Source organism: Tenacibaculum adriaticum, from assembly GCF_008124875.1.
Taxonomy (GTDB): Bacteria; Bacteroidota; Bacteroidia; order Flavobacteriales; family Flavobacteriaceae; genus Polaribacter; species Polaribacter adriaticus.
On sequence record NZ_VNIA01000008.1, the window covers coordinates 1 to 23,354 of the forward strand.

The 23,354-nt window shown below is 30.7% G+C and carries 23 protein-coding genes; 12 read left to right on the forward strand and 11 right to left on the reverse strand.

Features of this window, described 5'->3' with window-relative positions:
- Positions 1-107: 107 nt before the first annotated feature.
- The 5 genes from C7447_RS14070 to C7447_RS14090 form a co-directional block, all read right to left on the reverse strand.
- The gene (locus C7447_RS14070) at positions 108-617 is read right to left on the reverse strand and encodes a hypothetical protein (protein ID WP_148871159.1); all 510 of its coding nucleotides are present in this window, start codon (positions 615-617) and stop codon (positions 108-110) included.
- Positions 618-673: 56 nt separating this feature from the next.
- Positions 674-1,240, reverse strand: coding sequence for a hypothetical protein (locus tag C7447_RS14075; protein WP_148871160.1), 567 nt, complete (start codon positions 1,238-1,240; stop codon positions 674-676).
- A 104-nt stretch (positions 1,241-1,344) separates the two neighbouring features.
- Positions 1,345-3,627: a TonB-dependent receptor plug domain-containing protein gene (locus C7447_RS14080; protein ID WP_148871161.1), complete on the reverse strand. Its 2,283-nt coding sequence runs from the start codon at positions 3,625-3,627 to the stop codon at positions 1,345-1,347.
- On the reverse strand, positions 3,620-4,513 hold the full coding sequence (locus C7447_RS14085) for a FecR family protein (RefSeq protein ID WP_148871162.1): 894 nt from the start codon (positions 4,511-4,513) through the stop codon (positions 3,620-3,622). Before C7447_RS14085 ends, C7447_RS14080 begins: the two co-directional genes overlap by 8 nt.
- 60 nt (positions 4,514-4,573) lie before the next feature.
- Positions 4,574-5,089: an RNA polymerase sigma factor gene (locus C7447_RS14090; protein WP_148871163.1), complete on the reverse strand. Its 516-nt coding sequence runs from the start codon at positions 5,087-5,089 to the stop codon at positions 4,574-4,576.
- A gap of 159 nt (positions 5,090-5,248) precedes the next feature.
- Between C7447_RS14090 and C7447_RS14095 the strand changes: the two genes are divergently transcribed.
- The 3 genes from C7447_RS14095 (at position 5,249) to C7447_RS14105 (ending at position 10,021) form a co-directional block, all read left to right on the forward strand.
- Complete coding sequence (locus C7447_RS14095; RefSeq protein WP_148871164.1) at positions 5,249-7,330, forward strand: hypothetical protein; 2,082 nt, start codon at positions 5,249-5,251, stop codon at positions 7,328-7,330.
- A 288-nt stretch (positions 7,331-7,618) separates the two neighbouring features.
- Complete coding sequence (locus tag C7447_RS14100) at positions 7,619-9,052, forward strand: ATP-grasp domain-containing protein (RefSeq protein WP_148871165.1); 1,434 nt, start codon at positions 7,619-7,621, stop codon at positions 9,050-9,052.
- A gap of 9 nt (positions 9,053-9,061) precedes the next feature.
- On the forward strand, positions 9,062-10,021 hold the full coding sequence (locus tag C7447_RS14105; RefSeq protein WP_148871166.1) for a succinylglutamate desuccinylase/aspartoacylase family protein: 960 nt from the start codon (positions 9,062-9,064) through the stop codon (positions 10,019-10,021).
- A 53-nt stretch (positions 10,022-10,074) separates the two neighbouring features.
- Here C7447_RS14105 and C7447_RS14110 read toward each other — a convergent pair whose 3' ends face one another.
- The gene (locus tag C7447_RS14110; protein ID WP_148871167.1) at positions 10,075-10,920 is read right to left on the reverse strand and encodes a DUF2911 domain-containing protein; all 846 of its coding nucleotides are present in this window, start codon (positions 10,918-10,920) and stop codon (positions 10,075-10,077) included.
- A gap of 93 nt (positions 10,921-11,013) precedes the next feature.
- On the opposite strand from C7447_RS14110, the gene C7447_RS14115 reads away from it, so the two are divergent.
- Both C7447_RS14115 and C7447_RS14120 read left to right on the forward strand, forming a co-directional pair.
- On the forward strand, positions 11,014-11,676 hold the full coding sequence (locus tag C7447_RS14115; protein ID WP_148871168.1) for an MIP family channel protein: 663 nt from the start codon (positions 11,014-11,016) through the stop codon (positions 11,674-11,676).
- A 9-nt stretch (positions 11,677-11,685) separates the two neighbouring features.
- On the forward strand, positions 11,686-12,444 hold the full coding sequence (locus C7447_RS14120) for a Rossmann-fold NAD(P)-binding domain-containing protein (protein ID WP_148871169.1): 759 nt from the start codon (positions 11,686-11,688) through the stop codon (positions 12,442-12,444).
- Here the strand turns inward: C7447_RS14120 and gldG are convergent.
- From gldG to C7447_RS14140, 4 genes are read right to left on the reverse strand one after another with little or no spacing between them, the layout of a single operon-like run.
- Entirely contained in the window at positions 12,441-14,081 is a 1,641-nt protein-coding gene (gene gldG / locus C7447_RS14125) for a gliding motility-associated ABC transporter substrate-binding protein GldG (protein ID WP_148871170.1), read from the reverse strand. The genes C7447_RS14120 and gldG overlap by 4 nt on opposite strands.
- A complete protein-coding gene (gene gldF, locus C7447_RS14130; protein ID WP_148871171.1) occupies positions 14,074-14,793 on the reverse strand; it encodes a gliding motility-associated ABC transporter permease subunit GldF in 720 nt (239 codons plus the stop codon). Before gldF ends, gldG begins: the two co-directional genes overlap by 8 nt.
- A 1-nt stretch (position 14,794) precedes the next feature.
- Positions 14,795-15,091, reverse strand: coding sequence for a putative quinol monooxygenase (locus C7447_RS14135; RefSeq protein WP_148871172.1), 297 nt, complete (start codon positions 15,089-15,091; stop codon positions 14,795-14,797).
- 7 nt (positions 15,092-15,098) lie between these two features.
- Positions 15,099-15,959, reverse strand: coding sequence for an SAM hydrolase/SAM-dependent halogenase family protein (locus tag C7447_RS14140; protein WP_148871173.1), 861 nt, complete (start codon positions 15,957-15,959; stop codon positions 15,099-15,101).
- Positions 15,960-16,101: 142 nt separating this feature from the next.
- Here C7447_RS14140 and C7447_RS14145 point away from each other — a divergent pair, with 142 nt between their 5' ends.
- Both C7447_RS14145 and C7447_RS14150 read left to right on the forward strand, forming a co-directional pair.
- Positions 16,102-17,055: a PhoH family protein gene (locus C7447_RS14145; protein WP_148871174.1), complete on the forward strand. Its 954-nt coding sequence runs from the start codon at positions 16,102-16,104 to the stop codon at positions 17,053-17,055.
- A gap of 58 nt (positions 17,056-17,113) precedes the next feature.
- Positions 17,114-18,073, forward strand: a complete 960-nt coding sequence (locus C7447_RS14150; protein WP_148871175.1) for a phosphoribosylaminoimidazolesuccinocarboxamide synthase — start codon at positions 17,114-17,116, stop codon at positions 18,071-18,073.
- Positions 18,074-18,085: 12 nt separating this feature from the next.
- On the opposite strand, the gene C7447_RS14155 is transcribed toward C7447_RS14150, so the two are convergent.
- The gene (locus C7447_RS14155) at positions 18,086-19,006 is read right to left on the reverse strand and encodes an AraC family transcriptional regulator (protein ID WP_148871176.1); all 921 of its coding nucleotides are present in this window, start codon (positions 19,004-19,006) and stop codon (positions 18,086-18,088) included.
- A 173-nt stretch (positions 19,007-19,179) separates the two neighbouring features.
- On the opposite strand from C7447_RS14155, the gene C7447_RS14160 reads away from it, so the two are divergent.
- The 5 genes from C7447_RS14160 to C7447_RS14180 all read left to right on the forward strand — a co-directional run bounded on the left by C7447_RS14160 (position 19,180) and on the right by C7447_RS14180 (position 23,337).
- On the forward strand, positions 19,180-20,679 hold the full coding sequence (locus C7447_RS14160) for an aldehyde dehydrogenase family protein (RefSeq protein ID WP_148871177.1): 1,500 nt from the start codon (positions 19,180-19,182) through the stop codon (positions 20,677-20,679).
- A gap of 64 nt (positions 20,680-20,743) precedes the next feature.
- Positions 20,744-21,103: a DUF779 domain-containing protein gene (locus C7447_RS14165; protein ID WP_148871178.1), complete on the forward strand. Its 360-nt coding sequence runs from the start codon at positions 20,744-20,746 to the stop codon at positions 21,101-21,103.
- 174 nt (positions 21,104-21,277) lie between these two features.
- Complete coding sequence (locus tag C7447_RS14170) at positions 21,278-21,697, forward strand: IS1/IS1595 family N-terminal zinc-binding domain-containing protein (protein WP_148871179.1); 420 nt, start codon at positions 21,278-21,280, stop codon at positions 21,695-21,697.
- Between the two features lie 109 nt (positions 21,698-21,806).
- A complete protein-coding gene (locus tag C7447_RS14175) occupies positions 21,807-23,066 on the forward strand; it encodes a hypothetical protein (RefSeq protein ID WP_148871180.1) in 1,260 nt (419 codons plus the stop codon).
- A 10-nt stretch (positions 23,067-23,076) separates the two neighbouring features.
- Positions 23,077-23,337, forward strand: coding sequence for a DUF4212 domain-containing protein (locus C7447_RS14180; RefSeq protein WP_148871181.1), 261 nt, complete (start codon positions 23,077-23,079; stop codon positions 23,335-23,337).
- Positions 23,338-23,354: the final 17 nt, after the last annotated feature.

Genomic DNA, 23,354 nt, shown 5'->3' on the forward strand with positions numbered 1-23,354 from the left:
ATTGTAAAAAGCGGATTGCCTTATGATGCAAATTATAAAAGTACTTTGGTTTAAAAAAGTGTAAAATTTACTTGTTTTTTACCTCAGTTCTTTGTTGTGTGCAGTTTTTAATTCAGGTTATACTTTTTTTCATAAATCGTAAAAAGAGATGGTCCATTATCAAAAATTAATTTATCTCCATTTATTTCCCCTTTCGTAATATTTCTCGAATAATAATTCGTTTTTCCACCTCGAGATGGATAAAACTGTTCCAATTCAATTGTGTTCTCTTTTATTTTATATTTTCCGCCATAATAAACAGATTTTTTATTTCGAGAGTCGTATTTCAAGTAATAAAGAGTAGAAGTCTTTTTAAAAAATCCGTCATTGTGGAAAATCAAAATTTGAGGATTCTTTTTTTCGTTATCATTATAATATCTACCCTCAAAAATTTGAACATAATATGCCGAAGTATCAATTTTAGTTAAATCTTTCTCGTTAGGAATTTTTGCAAATTTGTAATTCACTTTTTCGTTTAGAATAGGTTCTCCATTGTTGTCTTTTGGTATTCTATGATATCCAATACAACAAGTCAAGAATAAAGGCAAAAGCAATAAAATAAGGATTTTTTTAACCATAATTCTAACTGTTCGGGTTTTTCTCAAATTGCATACAACCAATGTTGTGTACAGTTTTATTTTATTCGTTCATATTCTAATACGCTTGAATTTCTAAATCCAGCTGGAAAAATTATTGCAACAGCTCCAAATTCGTGTTTAATTCTATCTATTAGGATTGAATTGTCTTTTACAATAATTCGTTTTTTGTCATTTGTAAATGTTCCAAAAATATAAGGCAATCCAGAAATACTTAAGTTTTGATTTAAATAGAATATTCCATTTCTTAATATGCCATTTAAGGTATCACTTTTTATTCTTTCGTTGTTTTGAAAAATATCGAGTTTTAATTCTTTTTCATTAATGATGGTCAATTTCGCAAAACTCTCTTTACTGTTACTTAATTCTAATTTATTTTTTTCTGATTTCCACCAAATTCCAGTAAGGCTTTCAAAGATATTGTTCTTATTCAATGAGTCAGTTTTGCTATAAATTCTATATTTTCCGTTTATCTTATTAAATTCTGTCTGACTTTTTAAATCAGTTCCGTCTGAAGTCAAGTCTTTTGAAAAACTAGCACATCCTAAAAAAAATAAGTTGAAGGATATTAAAAATATGAAATAGATTATTTTTTTAGATGTCATTTTCTCAAATTGTACACAACGTGTGAAAGAATATCCATCTGTTTTAATTGTGGATATTCACCGATAGCGAAGTTCAATAAAAATATAGTAAGAAGCAAACTAAATTAAAAACGAACTCTAAAATTTAGATTAGGAGTAAAACCGAGCGATTGGTTTTCAATTTTAGAAATCATATCACCTGTATTGGTATAGTAAGTGTTAATGATGTTTTTTTTGTCTAAGACATTCCAGATAGAAAGTCCTAAATGCGCTTTGTGTTTCCCTAAATTAAATTGATAGGAAGAAGAGAAGCCTACTTTTAAATAATCCTCTAATCTGCTACTGTTTGGTATTTGGTAAACAATAGTATTGCTATCCATATTTTCGGGCTGCGTGTAGGGTTTTCCGGAATGCCAATTTAAACCCAAAGCGATTTTAAATTTATTAATTTGATAAGTACCAGCGAAATTAACAACATGCGTAATATCAAAGTTATTCGGAAAAGAATCTCCTGAGTTTAATGTGTTAAACGTGTAATTATTATCACTGTACGAATAACTTAGCCACGTACTGAAATTCTGAAAACGTTTGTTTATTAAAACATCAATTCCTTTTACAAGGTAACTCCCCGTTGCATTTACAAACTGATATTGGTTTTGAAAACCTTGACTACGCGTGGTAATACCATCTACTTTTTTTATATACGTTTCCGCACTTAAAAGTAGCTTGTTTTTGTCGAAGCTAATACCAAAACTAGCTTGTTTGCTTTTTAAAACAGGAATGGTTGAATTATTTGCTAATACCCAACGACGTTTTTCAATCCCTAAAAAATCGTTTTGTAAATCTATAATTTGAGAAGTGCTTTGACTTTTTAATTCTGCGGAAAGTTCTGCTTTAAAATGATTCAAAAAACGCTGACTTACATGTAAGCGCGGTTCTGTTAAGTGCAAGTCAAATTTTTCAAAATAATTGTGTCTTACCCCAAATTTAACGATTGAATTTTTATTTTTGGGTTGAAAAACTCCTTCGGTATAAATAGCATAGGTTTGCAACACACGTTTAATATAACTACTAAATAACGGATTATTAACGTCTTCTAAATTGCTAATACCAACCTCTGCAAATTGTAGCCCTGTGTTTAGTTGTAAGGTGGAATTTATACTATAATTTACATCAAACTTAATTCCGTCATCAATAACTACATTTTCTTGTATTAACCGTTGATCGTTTAAAATATCGTAGTTCGTTGCATTTAAATTGTACTTAGATACATAAACCTGCGCATTTGTAGTTAGCTTGTCGTTCCAGTTACGTAGATAAGAAATTCCACCAGCTAAACTTTTTTGTTTTAATTCACTATCGGAAGCTTCATTAACGGTATTTATAGTGGCTTCTTCTTGATAATTTAACCTGTTGTAAATAGATAAAAAGTTAATACGGAGCTTATCTCTTTCAGAAATATCGTATAGAAATTTTAAATAAGTATCGTAAAAATAAAAGTCTTCATTTTTAGAAATTGAAGCACTGTTTGTATTGGTTAAATCAGAATCTTGGAATACACGTTTAAAATATTGGTCGTAGGTTGGTGTGTTTGCAAAATCGGTTATAGAGCGTCTTGCTGCTATTTGTAAGGCTGTTTTTTTACCTAAAGGAAGAATCGCAAAACCATCTACACTAATTAAATCGATACCAACACCAAATTCTTGTTTATGGCTAATTTCATCATCTAATTTTAAATCTATAATTCCAGAAATACTTTCTCCATATTTAGCACTCGAACCATTTTTTATTACAGAAACATGTTTGGTTAAATAAGGATTAAATGCTGAAATTAACCCAAAAAAATGTCCCGATTGATACATTCGTATACCATCGTAAAGAAGCAGGTTTTGATCGTGTGTTCCGCCACGAATATTAATGTTAGAAACGGTTTCATCTACACTAATAACTCCAGGAAGTGCTTGTATAATTTGTAAAACATCGGGCTCGGTTAGCCCAGGTAAAATTTCAAATTGAACTGGTTTTATCGTAATGCTACCCGTATTGTTTTTATAAATACCAGAAGTTAAATAGTTATTTACCACAACTTCTTCTAGTTCTTGAAATACAAAATTATCAGAAGCGGTTTTCTTACGAATAGTTATAAAAGTATCATTTAATTGATTAAAACGAAGTTGCGTTTTACTTTCAATAGCGCTTAATACTTCGGTTAATAATAAGTTGGTAAAATCTAAATTTACATAAACACCGTTAATGGTATTATCTGCATACGAAAAACTAACATTGTATTGCTTTTCAATAGTGGGCAATAATAATCTTAAAGGTTGACTTTTAGTTTGTGCATTTACTAAAAATCTACCTAAAAAAAATAAGAATAAAAGTAGCGTAACTTTTAAAGGTTTATTCACGCTTAAGAGTTATGGTTTTATTAGTTTGTTCGTATTTTAATTGTAACGGTTGTGTTATCGATTGTATAGCTATATTAATATTGTTATGAGAGAATTTTCCTGTAAATAATTGATTAATATCCACATTTTCGGTGTTAATATTTACATTAAATTGTCTTTCAAACTCTGCAATAACTTCTTTAAACGGAATACTTTTAAATTCACTAGTATTGTCTAACCAAAGAGGTTGTTTGTTAGCAGTTGAGGTATTCGTAATGGTATTGTTGATTACTAAAAAGGATTGACCAGGTTTTAATTTAGTGTATTTATTTTTATAAGCTACTTGCACAGAGCCTTCATAACAAATTACCTCAAAATAATTGTTGCGTTGTTTTACATTAAACTGTGTACCTAAAACGGTTACGGTTCCTGAAGAAGTAATAACATTAAAAGTGCTTCCTTTTTCTACCTTAAAAAAAGCTTCACCCTCAAGCTTAAGATTTCTTTTAGTATTCCATTTATGCTTTTTAAATGAAAGTTTTGATTGAGCGTTTAGATTAACAATAGAATTATCAGGCAACGAAATCTCTGTTTTCTCTGCAAAACTAGTGATGTAGTTTGTATTTCGGTTAATAGAATAAAAGTAAGTACCCAAACCAATTACCAAGACAGCAGCTACTTGCATAGCTTTGTACAACCAATTTTGTTTTGGCTGTTTTTTAGAGTTAGTAACTTCTAAAACAGTTTGTAAAGCTTCATCTGAATTAAATTCAGGAGCTTTAAAACCTTTACTGTAATTAGAAAGTTTGATGAGGTCGTTATAATCCTCTAATGCCTCAAAAGCTTTTTGCTCTTCAGGATTAAGGTTATTGTCTAACCATTTTTTTATTAATTCTTCTTTATTCATCTTACGATTATCAATTATATAACAGTTGAGTTGTAAAAACTCCTACCTATTTTTTAGATTTTATAATTCTTTTATTTCTTCACGTAGTTTTTTTAAAGCTCCGTAAATTCTTTTTTCTACCGCTTTTGTGCTAATATTTAATATCTCCGCAATTTCTTTAAAACGTTTTCCTTCTGTTCTGTTCATTAAAAATGCAACACGTTCGGCTTCTGTTAAATTTGAAATGGCATTTTCCAGTTTTTTTAAATACTCCTTTTCTTGCATTAAAAACTCTGGAGATTCGTTGGTGTGCTCTTTAGGTTGTATTTTTTGATGCTTCAAAACTACCTTTTGATGCGCAACCTCATTTAGCATTAAATTATTAGCGATCGTATAAACAAAACTTTTAGCTTTTTCTGGAGTTACTTTTTTACAGTTTTCCCAAAGTTTTATAAACGCTTCTTGCATTTTATCTTGAGGATTTAAACGTTCTCCATATTTATAATATAAAAAGCTGTATAAATTTTTTGAATGTTTTTTAAAAAACGCTTCAAATAGAGATTGTTGGCAAATATTTTTATGTAGATCTTTAGGCATTAAGAGGATTTAAATTAGTGTATTGCAAAATAGCGATAATTTTTTTTTAAAGTCAAGGTAGGAATTTTTAAGACTGAATTGTTCTATTACTGAAAAGCGGGAAAAAGCTTTTGAAAAAGAAAAGAATCAAATAAAAACTAATTAAATAGAGTAAATATTATGAGACAATTTAAAAAGTTATTTTTTTTGCCCTTAATGGTTTTTGCCTTATTAACATCCTGTCAAAAGGAGGAAGTTAATATTGTAAACCCTACAGAAGAATCAATTATTAAAAACAACTCAACTACGGCAACTTTAATGAGCAGAACAGCTACAAACGATGGTTCTGTTGATAATATTATTGATAATGCTAATTGTTTAGAAATCATCTTACCAGTGACAGTTACTGCAAACGGAATAACAGTTACTATCGAAAGTATAACAGATTACAGTGTTTTAGAAGGAATTCTTGATGAATTTACGAATGATAATGATGAGGTAGCAATTACTTTTCCTATACATGTTACTTTAAATAATTACACAGAAATTGTTTTAAATAGTCAAGAAGAATTAAATCAAGCAATTGAAGGCTGTGTGGGTGAAAATGAAGAAGATGATGATATTGAATGTATTGATTTTAAGTATCCAATTTCTTTTTCAATTTACAATACTAGTTTTCAAATTATTGAGACAAAAACAATTAATAATGATAGTGAATTGTATCATTTTATGGAATCACTTGATGGGGCTATTTTGGCAAGTCTAAACTTTCCTGTTTCTTTAATTAATCCTTCTGGCGAAATCATTGAAGTGGCTAGTAATCAAGAATTAGATGAAGCTTTGAGTAATGCTGATGAAGCATGCGATGAAGATGATGACTATGATTACAATGATGATGATTCTGATTGTACAGAAACGTATGTAGATGAATTGTTAATGAAATGTCATTGGGTAGCTGTATCGTATAATGGAGATAATCAATTGACGGATTATGATGTTTACTTTAAAGAAAACCAACAGCTATTAGTAACAGGAAATGGAGTTCAATTTGAAGGTGTTTGGTCAACTTCTCAAAGTACAGCAAACACAGTAAGTGTAGAGATTTCTCAATTAGGAGGAGGAACACATGAAGATTTAAATGGTCAATGGTCTGTAACTGATTGTAGTGAGTATGGTCGTTTTGTTTTTGTAAAAGACAGTGTTGAAATGGTTATGGAAAAAGAATGTCAGACGAGTCCCGATTGCACCGAAGAAGAGGTTAAAAATTACTTAAATTATTGTGTTTGGAATGTGGTAGATTTTAATGGAAGTAATGATTTGTTAGAGTACGATTTAAGTTTTGATTTAGACGGAACATTCTCTGTAACGGGAAATGGGCAATCAACAACAGCTAACTGGAGTATATCTATGTCAGCTACGAACGATGTTGAGGTAGAATTATCAAATATTGCAGGAGCAAATATTCAAGCAATTAACGGGACGTGGAAAGTTTATCAATGTGCTGAAAACAGAATGAAATTTATTAATAACAACGGAGGTTATTTCATTGTAGAGCGACAAAATTGTTACACAGAAGAAGAACTTTTTAATGCGGCTTTAGAATGCCAATGGAAGGTAAATAGCTTAATTGTAGATGGTGTTGATTTTACAGACAATAATCCTTTCTTATTTACTTTCTATGAAAATGAATTTGCAATTGCTTCAAACGGAGATGTTATTTCTTATGGAAGCCTTACTGCAGAATCTACATCAAATGATCAATTGGTAGTATTGCTATCTATTTTTAATAATTCTACTCTAGGTGATTATTATGTTGTAAAAAGTATAACAAATGAAGTAATTATTTTTGAGAGCGGAAACAAAGAATTAAAACTGGTTAGAAATTGCGATAATTCTACTCCAGATGAAGATGTTGTTCAAATAAAAGAATGGATGACAGACGGAAATTGGTCGATTACTTATGCTTTGGAAGATAGTGTAGATATTACAGCAGATTACTATAGTATAGATTTCGATTTCCAAAGTAATACTGATTTAGTTGGGTTTAATAACAATGATCAAATATCATCTACACTTCATTGGAATGTAGTTAGAGACCAAAGTGGTAAGCTTCGTTTTGTAATAGATTACTTAGGAACTTTCCCTTATTGGCAAATGGATGACGATTGGTATATCACTGAGGTTACCAGTACAAGAATAGAATTACATTATGTTAACGACAGTACTAATAATGAGTTTGTACTAGTATTTGAAAAGCAATAATAAAATTAAGATTAAACGCTAAATAATTTTTATAGTGTTTGTTTAAAGGGAGGAAAATCCGGGGAGTGTAAACTTTCCGGATTTTTAATTTTATAATGAGTTTTCACTATCGGGTAAAAATATTCCACTGTTTTAATTGTAGATATTAACCAATAGTAATGCTTAAAAAAATATTCTCAAGTCATTTTTTATTAGCTTTAATTAAAAATAGTACTTAAATTAAAATCTTTTAGATATTGTATAAATTATCTTTGTGGATGTATTTTTAAAATTTTAATTAAAAGTAAAATGAAACAAACTGAGGTTGTAAAACCGAACACTTTTAATAGTGAAAATCACTGGTATCCAAAGGCTTTGAATGCAACTATTCATCCAATGGTAAACTTTTTTCTTAACTTAGATAAAGAAAGAATTGTAACAAGATATTGTCATCTACATCCAAAAGTTGATAAAGAAAAATTGTACGAAATCTTATCGTACGAGTGTAAATATTTTTTATGGGGTGGAGCCGATTTAATTAATTCTACGTCGGCCGATGGAGATAAGAACATGGTTATTATAGAAAATAATTCATGTCCTTCAGGTCAAAAATCCATGCCTTTATTGGATGATAATAAAGAAGATGGTTCTTATCGATTGTTTGTAGAACGTACTTTTAAAACGTATGTAAATAAAGGAAAGAATCAAGTTAAAGATGGAAGATTAGCTGTTTTTTATGATAAAAATTATATGGAAACTTCTGGATATGCAGCTGTTATTGCAGATGTTTTTAAGGAGGATGTTTTTTTAGTTCCTTATTTTTCGAATCAAGAAAATGAGCATGTTAAAATAGAAGATGGTATTTTTTATTTATTGCAAGAAAATGAGTGGGTACCCTTAAAAGCTATTTTTAGATATGTAACTCAAAAACCTTGGAATCGTTTTCCGATAAGCTCTAAAACTAAAATTTTAAACCCTATCATAACTTGTTTAGCAGGAGGAAGAAATAAAATGGTAGCAGCGAAGGCGTATGATATTTACAATACCGAATTAGAAGAGTACGGAATGCGAATAAATACCCCGGATACTATTTGGGATGTGAGTAAAAATGAAATTCCGTTATGGGTACAAAAATTAGGAGGACAAGCGGTAATTAAAGTGCCTTATAGTAATGCAGGTCAAGGTGTTTATACAATTGTAAATCAGCAAGAATTAGATGAATTTATGAACACAGAAATGGAATATGAACGTTTTATTGTTCAAAGTTTAATAGGTAACTACAACTGGAGTTCGATAAGTAAAAAAGGCAAGTATTATCATGTGGGTACAATGCCAAATCAAAAAGGAGAAACTTTTGTTGCCGATTTTAGAATGATGGTAAGTAGTACTAAAGAAGGAATAAAGCCTCTATGTATGTATTCTAGAAGAGCCTTATTACCATTAGTGGATAATTTAAAAGATAGTAAAGAGTCTTGGGATATATTAGGTACAAACTTGTCTGTAAAATTAGGAGATAATCAATGGACATCTGATACTAACAGACTTATGATTATGGATAGAAGAGATTATAACAAACTAGGTTTAGGTATAGACGATTTAATAGAAACGTTTATTCAAACTGTTCTTTCTACGATTGCTATCGATAAAATGTGTGTTAATTTAATAGATCCTAAAAAGAAATTTAAGAAAAAATTATTTACTTCGTTAAACAATGATAGTACATTATTAAATGAAATTTATTAAAATTAGACTATGAATAATACTATTAAATACATTAATGAACTAAATATTGAAGATACATTAAAGAATTCTATTCAATGTTATTGGTTGAAGTTAACATCAAATGCTTTAGGAGAAGCTATTAGTATTCCTATAATGGTTGCTAGAGGAAAGGAAGAAGGACCTGTTTTAGGACTAACTGCTGCGGTACATGGTAATGAATTGAATGGAATATCGGTAATACAAAGACTTTTTAAAGATTTAGATACCGATAGCATGAAGGGAACTATTGTAGGAGTTCCAGTTGTTAATATTCCATCTTTTATTATGGGAGAAAGAGTTTTTAATGACGGTATAGATATTAACAGGATTATGCCAGGTAAAATAAATGGAAATGCTAGTGAGGTTTATTCAAATCGATTTATTAATAAAATAATAAAGAAAGTTGATTATCTTTTAGATTTGCATACTGCTAGTTTTGGGCGAGTAAACTCATTTTATATCAGAAGTGATATGAGTAAACCAATGACAAAGCAATTTGCATTGTTACAAGGAGCAGAAATTATTGTACACACTCCACCATCAGACGGAACATTAAGAGGAGCGGCCGAGGAATTGGGTATTCCTTCTATAACTATAGAAGTGGGAAATCCACATAGTTTTCAAAAGAAAATTATTAAAAGTGGAGTGACGGGAGTACATAACGTATTGTCGTATCTCGGCATTATACCTGATGAAATTGAAGAATCTAAAAATGGTACCGTTTTATGTAAAAAATCATACTGGCTTTATACAGATGAAGGAGGGTTGCTTACAGTACATGTCGATTTGAGAGATTTTGTAAAAAAGGAAGAACATATAGCAACGTTACGGGATGTTTTTGGAAACATTATTAAAAAGTATTACGCTCCTGAAGAAGGTATTATAGTGGGTAAAAGCGTAAATCCTGTTAATCAATCAGGAGGAAGGATAATTCACTTAGGAATTCAATAATAAAAAACTCGGGAAACTAGCCCGAGTTTTCTTGTATATAAAAAGGCGGGATTTTATGCTCCCCATTCTTTTAAAGATTCTTTGTTCATTTTTACGTAATCAGCATTTCCTGCTTTTTCAGCAAGCTTTAAAGATTCTTTAGCAGCTTTAATAGCTCCTTTTTTATCACCTGCCTTAGCATGAATTAATGATTGTTTACGCAAATACCAAAAATGAGGATCATTTTTGGTCATTTCAACCGCTTTATCAATCCATTCTTTAGCTTGGTTAATATCTTTACCTTCTTGAAGATAATATGAAGCAGAAGAATAATAATCTCCAGCATCCGGCCCCGCCATTATTTTTGTAATACTTTCAGAAACTATTTTTTCAGTAGGAACTTCAAATTTAACACCCACATAAGTGTTTTCCCATAAAATACCTAATACTGCAGATCCGCTTGTTAAATCGTCTAAAGAAATAGTAAATGTTTCTATAGGCATAGTCATTGTTTCTACTTTAGCAGTAGTTTGTGCAGCAACTTTTGTAGCGTCCCATTCTTTTGGTGCTCCCCAATTGGTAGCATCGCTATAAAAATACACATCCCAAGAAGAAGTATTTGGTTTTGTAAAAAGCGCATAGGTTCCTTTTTTTAAGGTTTTTCCTCCTACAATAACATCATCACTAAAAGTAATTTTGGTATTTGCATTTGCACCTGTTCTCCATACTTTTCCGAAAGGAACCAAGTCTCCGAAAATTTTTCTTCCTTTAGCACTAGGTCTAGAATATTCAACGGTAACATCTGTTAAACCAACTTTTTGCTCAATTTTAGACGAAGGGCTTGGTGCAGGAGTTTTTACTTGAGAGTTTACCGTAAGCGAACCAGCGATTACTAATAAACTTAATAATATTTTTTTCATAATACTTAGTTTTTAATTGTTCATAAAATTACAATGAAAAAGAAGGTTAAATGTTAACAAAAACTTAAAAAAGCTAATTGTATCTTTGAACTCATGAAAAAATATATTTCTGAATTCATTGGCACTTTTGCCATGATATTTTGTGGTACAGGAGCAATGACCATTAATGAAGTTACAGGTGGAGATGTAACCCATGTTGGTATTGCAATTACTTGGGGTTTTATTGTAATGGCAATGATTTATGCCTTTGGAGACATTTCTGGAGCTCATTTTAATCCGGCAGTTTCTATAGCATTTGCCTATGCAAAGAAGTTTTCTTGGAAAGAAGTTCCGAAGTATATAGTGGCTCAAGTTTTAGGGGCTCTTTTTGCTAGTTTAATATTGTGGTTTTTATTTCCTACAAGCGAGTTTTATGGAGCTACAATACCAGCAACAGACGCTATGCGAGCATTTGTATTAGAGTTATTGTTAACGTTCTTTTTAATGCTAACGATTATAAATGTTTCTACAGGAAGTAAAGAAGTAGGCGTAATAGCAGGAATTGCTATTGGAGGAGTAGTACTGTTAGAAGCGATGTTTGCAGGCCCAATTACCAAAGCTTCTATGAACCCTGCTCGTTCTATAGCCCCGGCATTGGTTTCTGGTCATTTAGAACATTTATGGTTGTATTTATTAGCACCAGTTTTAGGAGCTATTCTTGCGGTGACAACCTGCAAGTTAGTTAAAGATGACAATTGTTGTGATAGTAGTTGTTAATTTTAGCTGATGAAAACATATAGTATTTTAGGTTGTGGTTGGTTAGGTTTGCCTTTGGCAACTCAATTTATTAGTAAAGGTATTTGTATTAAGGGCTCTAGCACTTCAGTAGATAAGTTAGAAAAATTAAAGAAATATAAAATAACATCGTATTTAGTTGATATCGAAAAAGAAGGAGACTATCAAGAATTTTTAGATGCCGAAGTGTTAATTATAGCGATTACTTCTAAAGATATAAATGCATATGAGTATTTAGTTAGCCAAATAGAAAAGGCTTCAGTAAAAAAAGTAGTTTTTATCAGTTCAACATCGGTTTATCCAAGCTTAAATAAAGTAATTACAGAAGAAGATGATACAATCGATTCCTTATTAGCCAAGGTAGAAAATATATTCAGAAACAATACTAATTTTAAAACAACGATTATCCGTTTTGCAGGCTTGTTTGGTGGAGATAGAAAACCAGGAAATTGGTTTCGAAATAAAAAAGTACCACATCCCAAAGGGTATGTGAATATGATTCATAGAGAGGATTGTATTGCTATTATTGAGAAAATAATTAAACAAGATGTTTGGAACGAAACATTTAACGCCTGTTCTAATCATCATCCTACGAGAGAAGCATTTTATACAAATGCTAAAAAGAGTATTGGAATGGAACCGCCCGTGTTTGACGATTCTCAACCTTTAAAATATAAAATTATTAGTCCAAAAAAGTTAGAAACTAGATTGGGTTATCGTTTTAAACATAACGATTTGCTTAATATTTAAGAATACTTCTTTTTACGGTAGTAACCAAAACCAAAACCAAAACCAAACAAAAGTAAAAGAGGTAAAACGATATTAAAAAATTGCCAAAAACTTTTTTCAGCGTACGCTTTTTGTTTATTTAGTGTGTTTAGTTGAAGTGATTTGTTTCTAAGGTTAATCAATCCGCTATCATCTAATAGATAATCAACAGCATTTATTAAAAAATCTTTGTTTCCAAAACGTTGATTGGTCCATTTATCGATACTTAAATCGTAGGGTTTCCCTTTTAAAATTTGATTTTTTCCTAAATCACCATCAGAAATAATAATCATTTGATTTTTTACAGATTTAGATTTGAAGTTTTCAATCTCATAAGGCTTTGTTCTGTTTTTATATGCTGAAGAAAATTCACCTTCCAATAAAACGGCTAACAATTGATTTCCGTTACTATATTCTTCTTGCTTAGGTTCGTTTGCAATACTAGAAAGCTCAATAATTTTAGGAACTCCGATTAGTTTTGTTAATACAGAACTCATTAAAAGAGGTGTTTTCTTAATGTTGTTTTTTAATGTATCGATTTGTGTGGTAAATTGAAAACGAACAGGTAAGATGTTTTTGGTAATTGGGTGATTTGGGTTACCACCAACTAAAGGATGATAAAACCAATCTAAATTTTGAAACTGAGGTTGATTTCCAACATTTCCTGTGGCTAACGGAATTTTTGCAGCATATAAATCTTCTACTAATCTGTTATTAATACGTACTCCGTAACTAAATAATAAATCGGTTAAATTTAAATCGCGAGCATATGCCAACATTTCACCAGCATTGTATAAACTATCGGTGTCTGCTTGCACATTATCTAGCATCCAAAGTGTTTTTCCGCCGTTAGTAATAAATTGATCTAAGGTTAATTTTTCTTCAGCCGTAAATCTTTCTGTTGGTTTAGCAATGATTGCTAGGTCAAATTCTGATAAACCTTCTAATGTTTTCTGTGGATTTTTGGCTACAGAATCTAAGGTAAATTTCGCCAAGCGATATTTTTTTCCGATCTCGGTTAAAAGACTATATAATTTAATGTCTTGTAATTCTCCGTTTCCAGATAAAACAGCTACTTTTTTTTGTTCATTTTGAGTAACAGTATTTAAGCTATTTGCAAAAGAAAATTCTAAAGAAGAAATTGCATTTTGCAATTGTTCTTCTTGTGATGCAGCCATTGAGTTTGGTAGTAGTGAAACGAGTTCTACTTTTTCTCCATAACTGATTTCTGCCCAAGGAAAAATAATAGCTTCAGATAATTTTCCGTTCTCTTCTACCGTTAATTGACTTGGCATCATGCCTTGTTTTATCAAACGTTCTCTAATGTTATCTGGATTGATAAATTGTATCCTTATGTTTGAATTTTTGGCCTGTAATTCTTCTAAAAACTGACGTGTTTCTATTTGTAATCTCAAAAATTCTGAAGGAAAATCACCTTCTAAATATACTTTTATAAGGAGTGAATTATCAATTTTATTAATTAGTTTTTTTGAAACAGCCGATAAGGTGTAACGTTTATCTTGAGTTAAATCGAATCGTTTAAAGATCTTACCTCCAACAAAATTTAATAAAACAATTCCGAAGAAAACGAGTGTTATATGTTGTAACTTTTTATTCATTTTCTAATTGTAATTTAGTGATGAATAAAAAGAAGAATGTTACAGAAACAAAGTAGATAAGATCTCTTGTATCGATAACGCCACGGCTTATACTTTTAAAGTGTTCGTTAATACCCAATTGTTTTACGGTATAACTTAAATTTCCAAATAAATTAGCGATAGCATCAAATCCATAAAACAAGAAAAAAGTAATAAAAACGCTTAAAATGAATGCAACAATTTGGTTTTTAGATAGGGTAGAAGTAAACAATCCAACCGAAGTGTAGGTAGCTGCTAAAAATAACAATCCTAAATACGAACCTATTGTGCTACCAACATCTAAATTTCCAACAGGGTTTCCTAATTGGTAAATTGTGTACACATAAGTAAAGGTTGGAATTAATGCGATCACGACTAATAATAATGATGCAATAAACTTGCCCAATACAATTTGCCAATCACTAAGTGGTTTGGTTTTTAAAATTTCGATAGTTCCGCTGTTAAATTCATCTGCAAAACTTTTCATGGTAATTGCTGGTATTAAAAATAAAAACAACCACGGAGCTAAATAAAAAAACGAGTTTAAATCGGCAAAACCAGCGTTTAAGATATTAAAATTATCTTTAAATACCCATAAAAACAATCCGTTTACGAGTAGAAATATTCCAATTACCAAATAGGCAACGGGAGAGGCAAAAAATGCGTTGAATTCTTTTTTTAGTATTGCTAACATATTATTGTAAACTTACCATTTTATCTACACTCCACGCTGAAGGTTTGTCGTTAAAGAATATTTTGGTTTCTGCCCAAACACCTTTAAATAAATCGGAGTTTTTGTAGTTTTCTAAATCTTGTTCAGTATCCCAATAGCTGTAAGTAAAAAAGATATTCGGATTGGTTTTATCTCTGTACAATTCTAATAAACGGCATCCAGGAGAGTTTCGTATAAATCCTTTTTTTGAATCGAAATTTGCTAAAAAAGTATTTATTTTTTCTGGCTGAAAGCTCATTTTTACAATACGGACAAACATAATTTGATTAGTTTAAGGTGGTAAATTCAGGTTTCAATTCATTAAAAAATTCAACTGTCACAGTGTCTCTATAATCTAAACCTAATAATGAAGAAGCGCCTCCAACAGTTTTTAAATTACTTCTATAAATGGCAATTTCTATAAATCCTGCGGAATTAAAAAGAGCTAATTTATTTCCGTCGAACTGACGAATGTCGTTAGAGTCGAAATTAACAATTTCATTATATTTATTTAAAATTTTATCAAAAGTATATCTTCTAGCAGTAATTTTAAAATCACGCCCTTTACCAATTTCATTAAATATTTTTTTGCTAATGTTGGTAATTACATTTCCATAATTATCTATATATATAACTCCTCCAGAAATAATAGTTTGTGCTTGATTCACTTTTGGTTGAATTTCAATCGTCTTTTTATAAGATTGAATTTCTTTCCCAATAACACTTAAACTTCCACCACGAGCTATATGTGTAGCTACTTTCACAAAAATATCTAATACAGGAAACGAACTCTCTATGCGGTCGTGAATATTAATTTCAAAAATTCTGGTAGGATTTACTTCGGAAGCAATCATAGATATTAATCCGTTATCTGGACAAATAAAATAATGTTCATCTAATATTAGTGCAATATGTTTATTTTCTATACTTAATTCAGAATCAACACCAATAATATGTATCGTTCCTTTCGGAAAACTTTTATAGGTGTTTTTTAAAATATAAGCAGTTTCTGTAATGCTAAAAGGAGAAATATGATGTGTAATATCAACAATTTTAGCATCAGGAAGTTCAGAATAAATAGCCCCTTTAACAGCTCCTACAAAGTGATCTTTGGTACCAAAATCTGTTGTTAACGTAATAAGAGACATTTATAACTGACTGTTAATTAATTTGTGAAAAACTACACTAAAATTTTACACAAAACTAAACATTTCTATAAAAAATAACGCTAAATTTCATGGGTATTATTAACTGAACGGTCAAAGACCTTAATCTTAAAACCATTATCATTTGAACGAACGTATTATTGAACTTACAGAAATTAACCCGAACGATTTCTTTGGAGCACAAAACAGTACAATAACTCAATTAAAAACGTACTTCCCTAAAATTAAAATTGTTGCTCGAGGAAATAAACTTAAAATTTATGGAGAACCCGAACTTTTAGATGAATTTGAAAAGCGTATAAATATGCTTATCAAGTACTTTAATAGATATAATAAGTTAGATGAAAACAGTATTGAACGTATATTAACATCAACTGGTAAAGAAGAAGAGATAAGAAAATCGGGTAAGGAAGATGATACTTTGGTACATGGCGTAAACGGTAAAATCGTTAAAGCTCAAACTCAAAATCAGCGTAAAATGGTCGATTTAATGCAGACTAATGATATGCTTTTTGCGGTAGGTCCTGCGGGAACGGGTAAAACATATACAGCTGTAGCATTGGCAGTAAAAGCGTTAAAAGAAAAAGAAGTAAGAAGAATTATCTTAACCCGACCAGCTGTAGAATCGGGTGAAAATTTAGGATTTCTTCCAGGAGATTTAAAAGAAAAATTAGATCCGTATATGCAACCTTTATATGATGGCTTACGAGACATGATCTCTCATGAGAAGTTAGAAGCGTATTTAGAAAACGGAACCATTCAAATTGCGCCATTAGCTTTTATGCGTGGACGTACATTAGACGATGCTTTTGTAATTTTAGATGAAGCTCAAAATACGACGCACGCTCAAATGAAAATGTTTTTAACACGTATGGGAAGACAAGCGAAGTTTATTATTACAGGAGATCCTGGTCAAATAGATTTACCTCGTAAACAAGTTTCTGGTTTAAAAGAATCTTTATTAGCATTAAAAGATATTGAAGGAATTGCAATGGTATATTTAGATGATAAAGATGTAATTCGTCACCGATTGGTTAAGAGAATTATTTCAGCATATAAAAGTATAGAAACAGAATAAATTAAGTTGTTCATAAAAAGTGTTTAACTTACTTTTGCGCTACAACAACACAACATAAATGAATACAATTAACGAAACCAACTTTAACTTTCCAGAGCAAAAATCTGTTTATAAAGGAAAAGTCAGAGAGGTATACAATATTAATGATGAACTGTTAGTGATGATCGCTTCCGATCGTTTGTCAGCTTTTGATGTGATTATGCCACGTCAAATTCCTTTTAAAGGACAAATTCTGAACCAAATAGCAACCAAAATGATGAACGACACTAAAGATATTGTTCCGAATTGGTTAATTGCAAATCCAGATGAAAATGTAGCTGTAGGCCATTTATGTGAACCATTTAAAGTAGAAATGGTAATTCGTGGTTATTTATCGGGGCATGCTGCACGAGAATATCTATCAGGAAAAAGAATGCTTTGTGGTGTTTTGATGCCTGAAGGGATGCAAGAGAATGATAAATTTCCAACACCAATTATTACACCTTCAACAAAGGCAGCAAATGGTGAGCATGACGAAGATATTTCTCGTGAAGAAATTTTAGCAAAAGGAATTGTTTCGAAAGAAGATTATTTAGTCTTAGAAGATTATACTCGAAAATTATTCGAAAGAGGAACTGAAATAGCGGCTAAAAGAGGTTTGATTTTGGTGGATACTAAATATGAGTTTGGTAAAACGAAAGACGGGAAGATTGTTTTAATAGATGAAATTCACACACCTGATTCTTCTCGTTATTTTTATAATGAAGGGTATAAAGAGCGACAAGAAAAAGGAGAAAAGCAAAAACAATTATCTAAAGAATTTGTGCGTCAGTGGTTAATAGCGAATGGTTTTCAAGGAAAAGAAGGTCAGGAAATTCCAGAAATGAGCGACGAAAAAATAATTGAAATCTCCAATCGTTACATTGAACTGTATGAACAAATAACTGGAGAAGCTTTTATAAAAGGAAATACTACAAATATTTTGGAGCGTATAGAAAAAAACGTAACTAATTTTTTAAAGAATAAAAGCAAGGCATAGAAAAGACATGCTTTAAGGCTTATTTATAGATGTTTTAAATTGCTGAGGTGTCATTAACTCCATTTTTTTAAACTGTCTATTAAAATAACTGGTATTGTTAAATCCAGATTTAAAGGCAATTTCAGAAATTCTTAAATTTTTAGATTCCTTAATTAATTTTTTTGAGAATTTAATTTTTTCAGAATTAATATAATCAATAGGAGAAACACCAAGTGTGTTTTTAAATTGTTTGTGAAAATGAGATGTACTCATGTATGCTTTTTTAGCTAATACATCTACACTAATATCTTTATTCGTTAAGTTGTCTTTAATGTACTTAATAACAGTACCTATTCTAGTATCATTAAAAACATTGTTTTCATTATTAAGTATCAACGATTTTGCTTTTGTTTGTAAAAGTCTTACAATAAGTTCTTGTATCATTAAATCTAACAAAACCTCTTTAGATTTATTATTGTTGGTAAATGTGTAAGTTAATCGTTCCACTAAGTGGTTTACATCTTTATTGTTAATTAAATGAGAAGCATTTTCGTCTAAATTCCAATTATTGTTTTCATTTTCAATAGCAACAATACGATTAAAATTTTTTATTACTTCTTGAATTTTGGTTGTATCAATTCCTAAGGCTAAACATTGTGTAGGGGTGTTCTCTGTAGCTAGAGGAAAATCTATAACCATTTCTTTTCGAGCTGGCATAACTACTGATTCACCAGGAAAAAAATCAAAAGCAGGAATTTCATCAAGATGCATTACCTTTTTTCCAGTAAGCATACTAGCTATAATAGGAAAATCAAAAACTAATTTCACTTTTTCAGCAAAAGCATGAGTTTCATATATATTTAACTCTGCATATTCAGCACTATAAGTTGTTTTATTTTCAACTAAAGTAGTAAGTTTTCTATGGTTTTTATGATGGCTTAGTAACGGGTTCATATACAATAATACAAAAACATTAGTTTGTTATTCTGGAATGATAGATACGTTCAATATAATAATAAATATGTTCAACTTAATTGTAATTTGATAAAATATCTTTATAAAAATTAAACAATGCATAATTTTTAGCTTTTAAAAATGTGTAATAACCAATAATTTAAAAAGATACAATGAGTTACTCAAAACCAAAATTTAAAGAAAAATATTCCAATTTTATAAATGGAAAATTTGTAGCACCTATTGAAGGTCAGTATTTTGACAACACATCACCAATAGATAATAGTTTAATTGCAAAATATCCTAGATCACAAAAAGAAGATGTAGAACTGGCTGTTAATGCTGCAAATGCTGCTAAAGAAGCTTGGGGGAATACCTCAGCTATAGAGCGGGCGGCTTTATTAAATAAGGTAGCAGATATTATTGAAGAGAATCTTGAGGAGTTTGCATTAGTAGAAACGTGTGATAATGGTAAACCGATACGTGAGACCCTTAATGCAGATGTACCTTTGTCTGTAGATCATTGGCGCTATTTTGCAGCATGTATTAGAGCAGAAGAAGGTTCTGCATCAGAATTAGACGCGAATACTTTGTCAATGAACATTAAAGAACCTCTTGGAGTGGTTGGGCAAATTATTCCTTGGAATTTTCCATTATTAATGTTGTCTTGGAAATTGCCTCCAGCTTTGGCAACAGGTAATTGTGTGGTTTTAAAACCAGCAGAACAAACACCGTCAACAGCAACATTGTTAATGGAGAAAATAGCAGATGTATTTCCTCCGGGAGTAGTGAATGTAGTTCATGGCTTTGGACCAGAAGCAGGAAAGCCCTTAGCTTCGAGTTCTAAAATTGATAAAGTTGCTTTTACAGGAGAAACAACCACGGGGCAGCTAATAATGCAATACGCTTCAAAAAACTTAAATCCTGTTACGATGGAATTAGGTGGAAAGTCTCCTAATATTTTCTTTAACAGTGTTATGGATGCTGACGATGCTTATTTGGACAAAGCGATAGAAGGTGCTGTTTTATTTGCTTTTAATCAAGGAGAAGTATGTACATGTCCGTCAAGATTATTAGTCCAAGAAGATATTTACGATAAGTTTATGGATCGGGTTATAGCAAGAACGAATGCTATAATTCAAGATAATCCTTATGATGTAAACACGCAAGTTGGTGCTCAAGCATCAAATGATCAATATGAAAAAATTCAATCGTATTTAAAAATTGGAGTTGAAGAAGGAGCAAAAGTGCTTGCTGGAGGATCTGCAAATAAATTAAGTGGAAATTTGGCAAATGGTTTTTATATTAAACCGACGATTTTAGAAGGGCATAACAAAATGCGCGTTTTTCAAGAAGAGATTTTTGGACCTGTAGTTTGTGTTACTAAATTTAAAGACGAAGCTGAAGCTCTAGAAATTGCAAACGATACACTTTATGGTTTAGGTGCTGGAGTTTGGACTCGCGATGCGCATCAATTATATCAAATACCAAGGGCTATAAAAGCTGGTAGGGTATGGGTGAATTGCTATCATGCATATCCAGCACATGCACCATTTGGGGGATATAAAAAATCAGGATTTGGTAGAGAGAATCACTTAATGATGATGAACCATTACCGTCAAACTAAAAATATGCTTATTTCTTATGATAAAAATAAGTTAGGCTTTTTTTAATAGTTAACAATTAATAGTAAAGGCTGGGTTTTAAATAATTCAGCCTTTTTTAATACCTTTAAATATGAAAAGAATAGCAATTACAGAGGCAGCTGCAAACATAGTAAAAGAGTTGAAAGATAAATATGGTGATCTTATTTTTCATCAAAGTGGAGGTTGTTGCGATGGTTCTTCACCTATGCTTTTATTAAAAGAAGATATGTATCTTGATGAAAGTGATATTTTACTAGGAACTATAGAAGGTGTTAATTTTTATATGAATCAAGATCAATTTGAATATTGGAAACATACTCATTTAACAGTAGATATTACCCAAGGGAGAGGTTCTAGTTTCTCTTTAGAAATTCCATTAGGTTTCCGTTTTATAATTCATTCAAGGTTATTAAATGAAGAAGAAGAAATCTTTTTCAATTCAAAAAAATAATCAACTTTTCTTACATAAGTAACAAAACTGGTTTTTTAATATATTAAGAATAGTTTGCTGGCGTTTTGTTAAATACTTAAATTTTACTTATGCTTATTGAGTTTTTACTAATAAATCACTTTTTAAATTGTATTTTTAACGCTAAATTAATATATTTATGCTAAATTAATATATATGAAGTTAAAACTATGCCCAAACTGTAATTCAGAAAAGATAATTAAAAGCGGGATCATTAATAATAGACAACGCTATAAGTGTAAGGATTGTAAGTATAATTTTACAGTGAATAAGCTAGGTAAAAAGATAGATGATTATTATGTTAATAAAGCATTACAATTATATCTAGAAGGTTTAACTTATAGGGAGATTGAACGTATTTTAGGTGTTTCTCATGTTTCTATTATGAACTGGGTAAAAAAATACAATATTAAGAGGCCTTATAATGTTGATTATCATCCAACTTATAAGATATATAATGCGGAAGAATTGGCGAAATTTTTTCAAAATAAGAGTAATATTTCTGGGGCAGGAGTACTCGTTACTGAGTTGGGAGATAAATTTATGCTTATAAAATGGGAACGTTTTAGAAACTAGATATAGTAAATTACCAAATAAGTATGTTAACTTTTTGTTAACAACAACTTTTTTAGAGATTAGTGCTGCACACAAAACCAAATTATTAATTAACTAATCTTTAAAAAGAATGAAAAAACTACTGTTTTTGTTGTGCGGAGTACTATTCTCCACACAATTATTTTATGCGCAAGGTTCTCCAGATTATACAGGAGGGCTAAAAGTTAAATTTGACGAAGAAGGGAAAAAATACCTTCGAATAATTTCTTGGGCTCAAGTTCAAGCTACTTATAATACGGATGATAGTTTCGATGCAAATGGAAACGAAAACAGTAAATTGAATTTCAATTTACGACGTGCTCGTGTTTTAATGTTCTCACAAATAAATAAGGATTTCTTAATTCTTGCTCATTTCGGATTAAATAGCTTAAATAGCAGCACACTAAGTCCTACAGGAAAAGGAGAGGGCTCTCAATTATTTTTTCATGATGTATGGGCGCAATACAGTATTGGTAAAGACCATGCTGTTGGTGCAGGATTACATTATTTTAATGGAATTTCTAGGCTTAATAACCAAAGTACGCTTAATATGATGACCTTAGATAATAACCGTCAATCTTGGGCTACTATCGGTTTATCAGATCAATTTGCAAGACATATAGGAGTTTTTGCTAAAGGAAAATTAGATCGTTTACAATATAGAATTGCTATTAACGATGCTATAACCAATGGTTTAGATGGAAGAGTTCCTAATGGTATTACAGATTCCAATGACCCTAATTATATAGGTGCTGTTTATGGAGGTAAAAGACTCTTAGGTTCTGCTGATGCAGGTAAAGCGTATGCAGGTTATTTTGATTATCATTTTTTAGATGAAGAATCAAACTTTTTACCTTATAAAGTAGGTAGTTATCTTGGTGGAAAAGAAGTGTTTAATATTGGTGCTGGTTTCTTTTTACATCCAAATGGTTCTGTTTTTACAGATACAAACGGTGACTTAAAAGGAGAGGATGTTAGCCTTTTTGCTATTGATGCTTTTTATGATGCGCCACTTGGAGATGATGGAAGTGCTATTACCGCGTATGCAACATTTCAAAGTAATGATTATGGTACAGATTATCTTTATAGTGCTTATGGAACAGGAAGTATGGTTTATGGTCATGTAGGCTATGTGTTTTCTGGTGATAAGGCAAAAACAAGATATCAACCTTATGCTTCTTTTGCATCCAATAGTTATGATGCGGTAGATGATAGTAGAAATATTTTCGGTCTTGGTGTTAATGCCTATATGAGTGGTCATAATTCAAAACTAACTTTAGAGTATAAAAACGAAAGTTTTGGTAATAATGACTCAGGATCAATAACATTACAAGCAATGATTTATCTATAAAAATTAAAACATGACAGAAAAACAAAAACACGCATCAGCGTACTGGAAAGAAAATCTTAAATATTTAATAATCTTATTAACGATTTGGTTTTTAGTTTCTTATGGCGCAGGAATATTGTTTAGAGAGGCTTTAAATAGTATTCGATTAGGAGGTTTCAAACTAGGTTTTTGGTTTGCTCAGCAAGGATCAATTTATGTATTTGTAGTACTCATTTTTGTGTACGTAAGATTAATGAACAAATTAGATAAAAAGTACGGTTTCGATGAGTAACCCTAATTACTAACCAA

Bases quoted from the DNA above. Each gene is read 5' to 3' on its own strand.
- C7447_RS14140 (WP_148871173.1), bottom strand. From the start codon at position 15,959: ATGTCTCTTATTACGTTAACAACAGATTTTGGTACCAAAGATCACTTT.
- C7447_RS14150 (WP_148871175.1), top strand. From the start codon at position 17,114: ATGAATACAATTAACGAAACCAACTTTAACTTTCCAGAGCAAAAATCT.
- C7447_RS14085 (WP_148871162.1), bottom strand. From the start codon at position 4,513: ATGAATAAAGAAGAATTAATAAAAAAATGGTTAGACAATAACCTTAAT.
- C7447_RS14095 (WP_148871164.1), top strand. From the start codon at position 5,249: ATGAGACAATTTAAAAAGTTATTTTTTTTGCCCTTAATGGTTTTTGCC.
- C7447_RS14165 (WP_148871178.1), top strand. From the start codon at position 20,744: ATGAAAAGAATAGCAATTACAGAGGCAGCTGCAAACATAGTAAAAGAG.
- C7447_RS14120 (WP_148871169.1), top strand. From the start codon at position 11,686: ATGAAAACATATAGTATTTTAGGTTGTGGTTGGTTAGGTTTGCCTTTG.
- C7447_RS14180 (WP_148871181.1), top strand. From the start codon at position 23,077: ATGACAGAAAAACAAAAACACGCATCAGCGTACTGGAAAGAAAATCTT.
- C7447_RS14070 (WP_148871159.1), bottom strand. From the start codon at position 617: ATGGTTAAAAAAATCCTTATTTTATTGCTTTTGCCTTTATTCTTGACT.
- C7447_RS14115 (WP_148871168.1), top strand. From the start codon at position 11,014: ATGAAAAAATATATTTCTGAATTCATTGGCACTTTTGCCATGATATTT.
- C7447_RS14155 (WP_148871176.1), bottom strand. From the start codon at position 19,006: ATGAACCCGTTACTAAGCCATCATAAAAACCATAGAAAACTTACTACT.
- gldG (WP_148871170.1), bottom strand. From the start codon at position 14,081: ATGAATAAAAAGTTACAACATATAACACTCGTTTTCTTCGGAATTGTT.
- C7447_RS14090 (WP_148871163.1), bottom strand. From the start codon at position 5,089: ATGCCTAAAGATCTACATAAAAATATTTGCCAACAATCTCTATTTGAA.
- C7447_RS14170 (WP_148871179.1), top strand. From the start codon at position 21,278: ATGAAGTTAAAACTATGCCCAAACTGTAATTCAGAAAAGATAATTAAA.
- C7447_RS14175 (WP_148871180.1), top strand. From the start codon at position 21,807: ATGAAAAAACTACTGTTTTTGTTGTGCGGAGTACTATTCTCCACACAA.
- C7447_RS14100 (WP_148871165.1), top strand. From the start codon at position 7,619: ATGAAACAAACTGAGGTTGTAAAACCGAACACTTTTAATAGTGAAAAT.
- C7447_RS14160 (WP_148871177.1), top strand. From the start codon at position 19,180: ATGAGTTACTCAAAACCAAAATTTAAAGAAAAATATTCCAATTTTATA.
- gldF (WP_148871171.1), bottom strand. From the start codon at position 14,793: ATGTTAGCAATACTAAAAAAAGAATTCAACGCATTTTTTGCCTCTCCC.
- C7447_RS14135 (WP_148871172.1), bottom strand. From the start codon at position 15,091: ATGTTTGTCCGTATTGTAAAAATGAGCTTTCAGCCAGAAAAAATAAAT.
- C7447_RS14105 (WP_148871166.1), top strand. From the start codon at position 9,062: ATGAATAATACTATTAAATACATTAATGAACTAAATATTGAAGATACA.
- C7447_RS14110 (WP_148871167.1), bottom strand. From the start codon at position 10,920: ATGAAAAAAATATTATTAAGTTTATTAGTAATCGCTGGTTCGCTTACG.
- C7447_RS14075 (WP_148871160.1), bottom strand. From the start codon at position 1,240: ATGACATCTAAAAAAATAATCTATTTCATATTTTTAATATCCTTCAAC.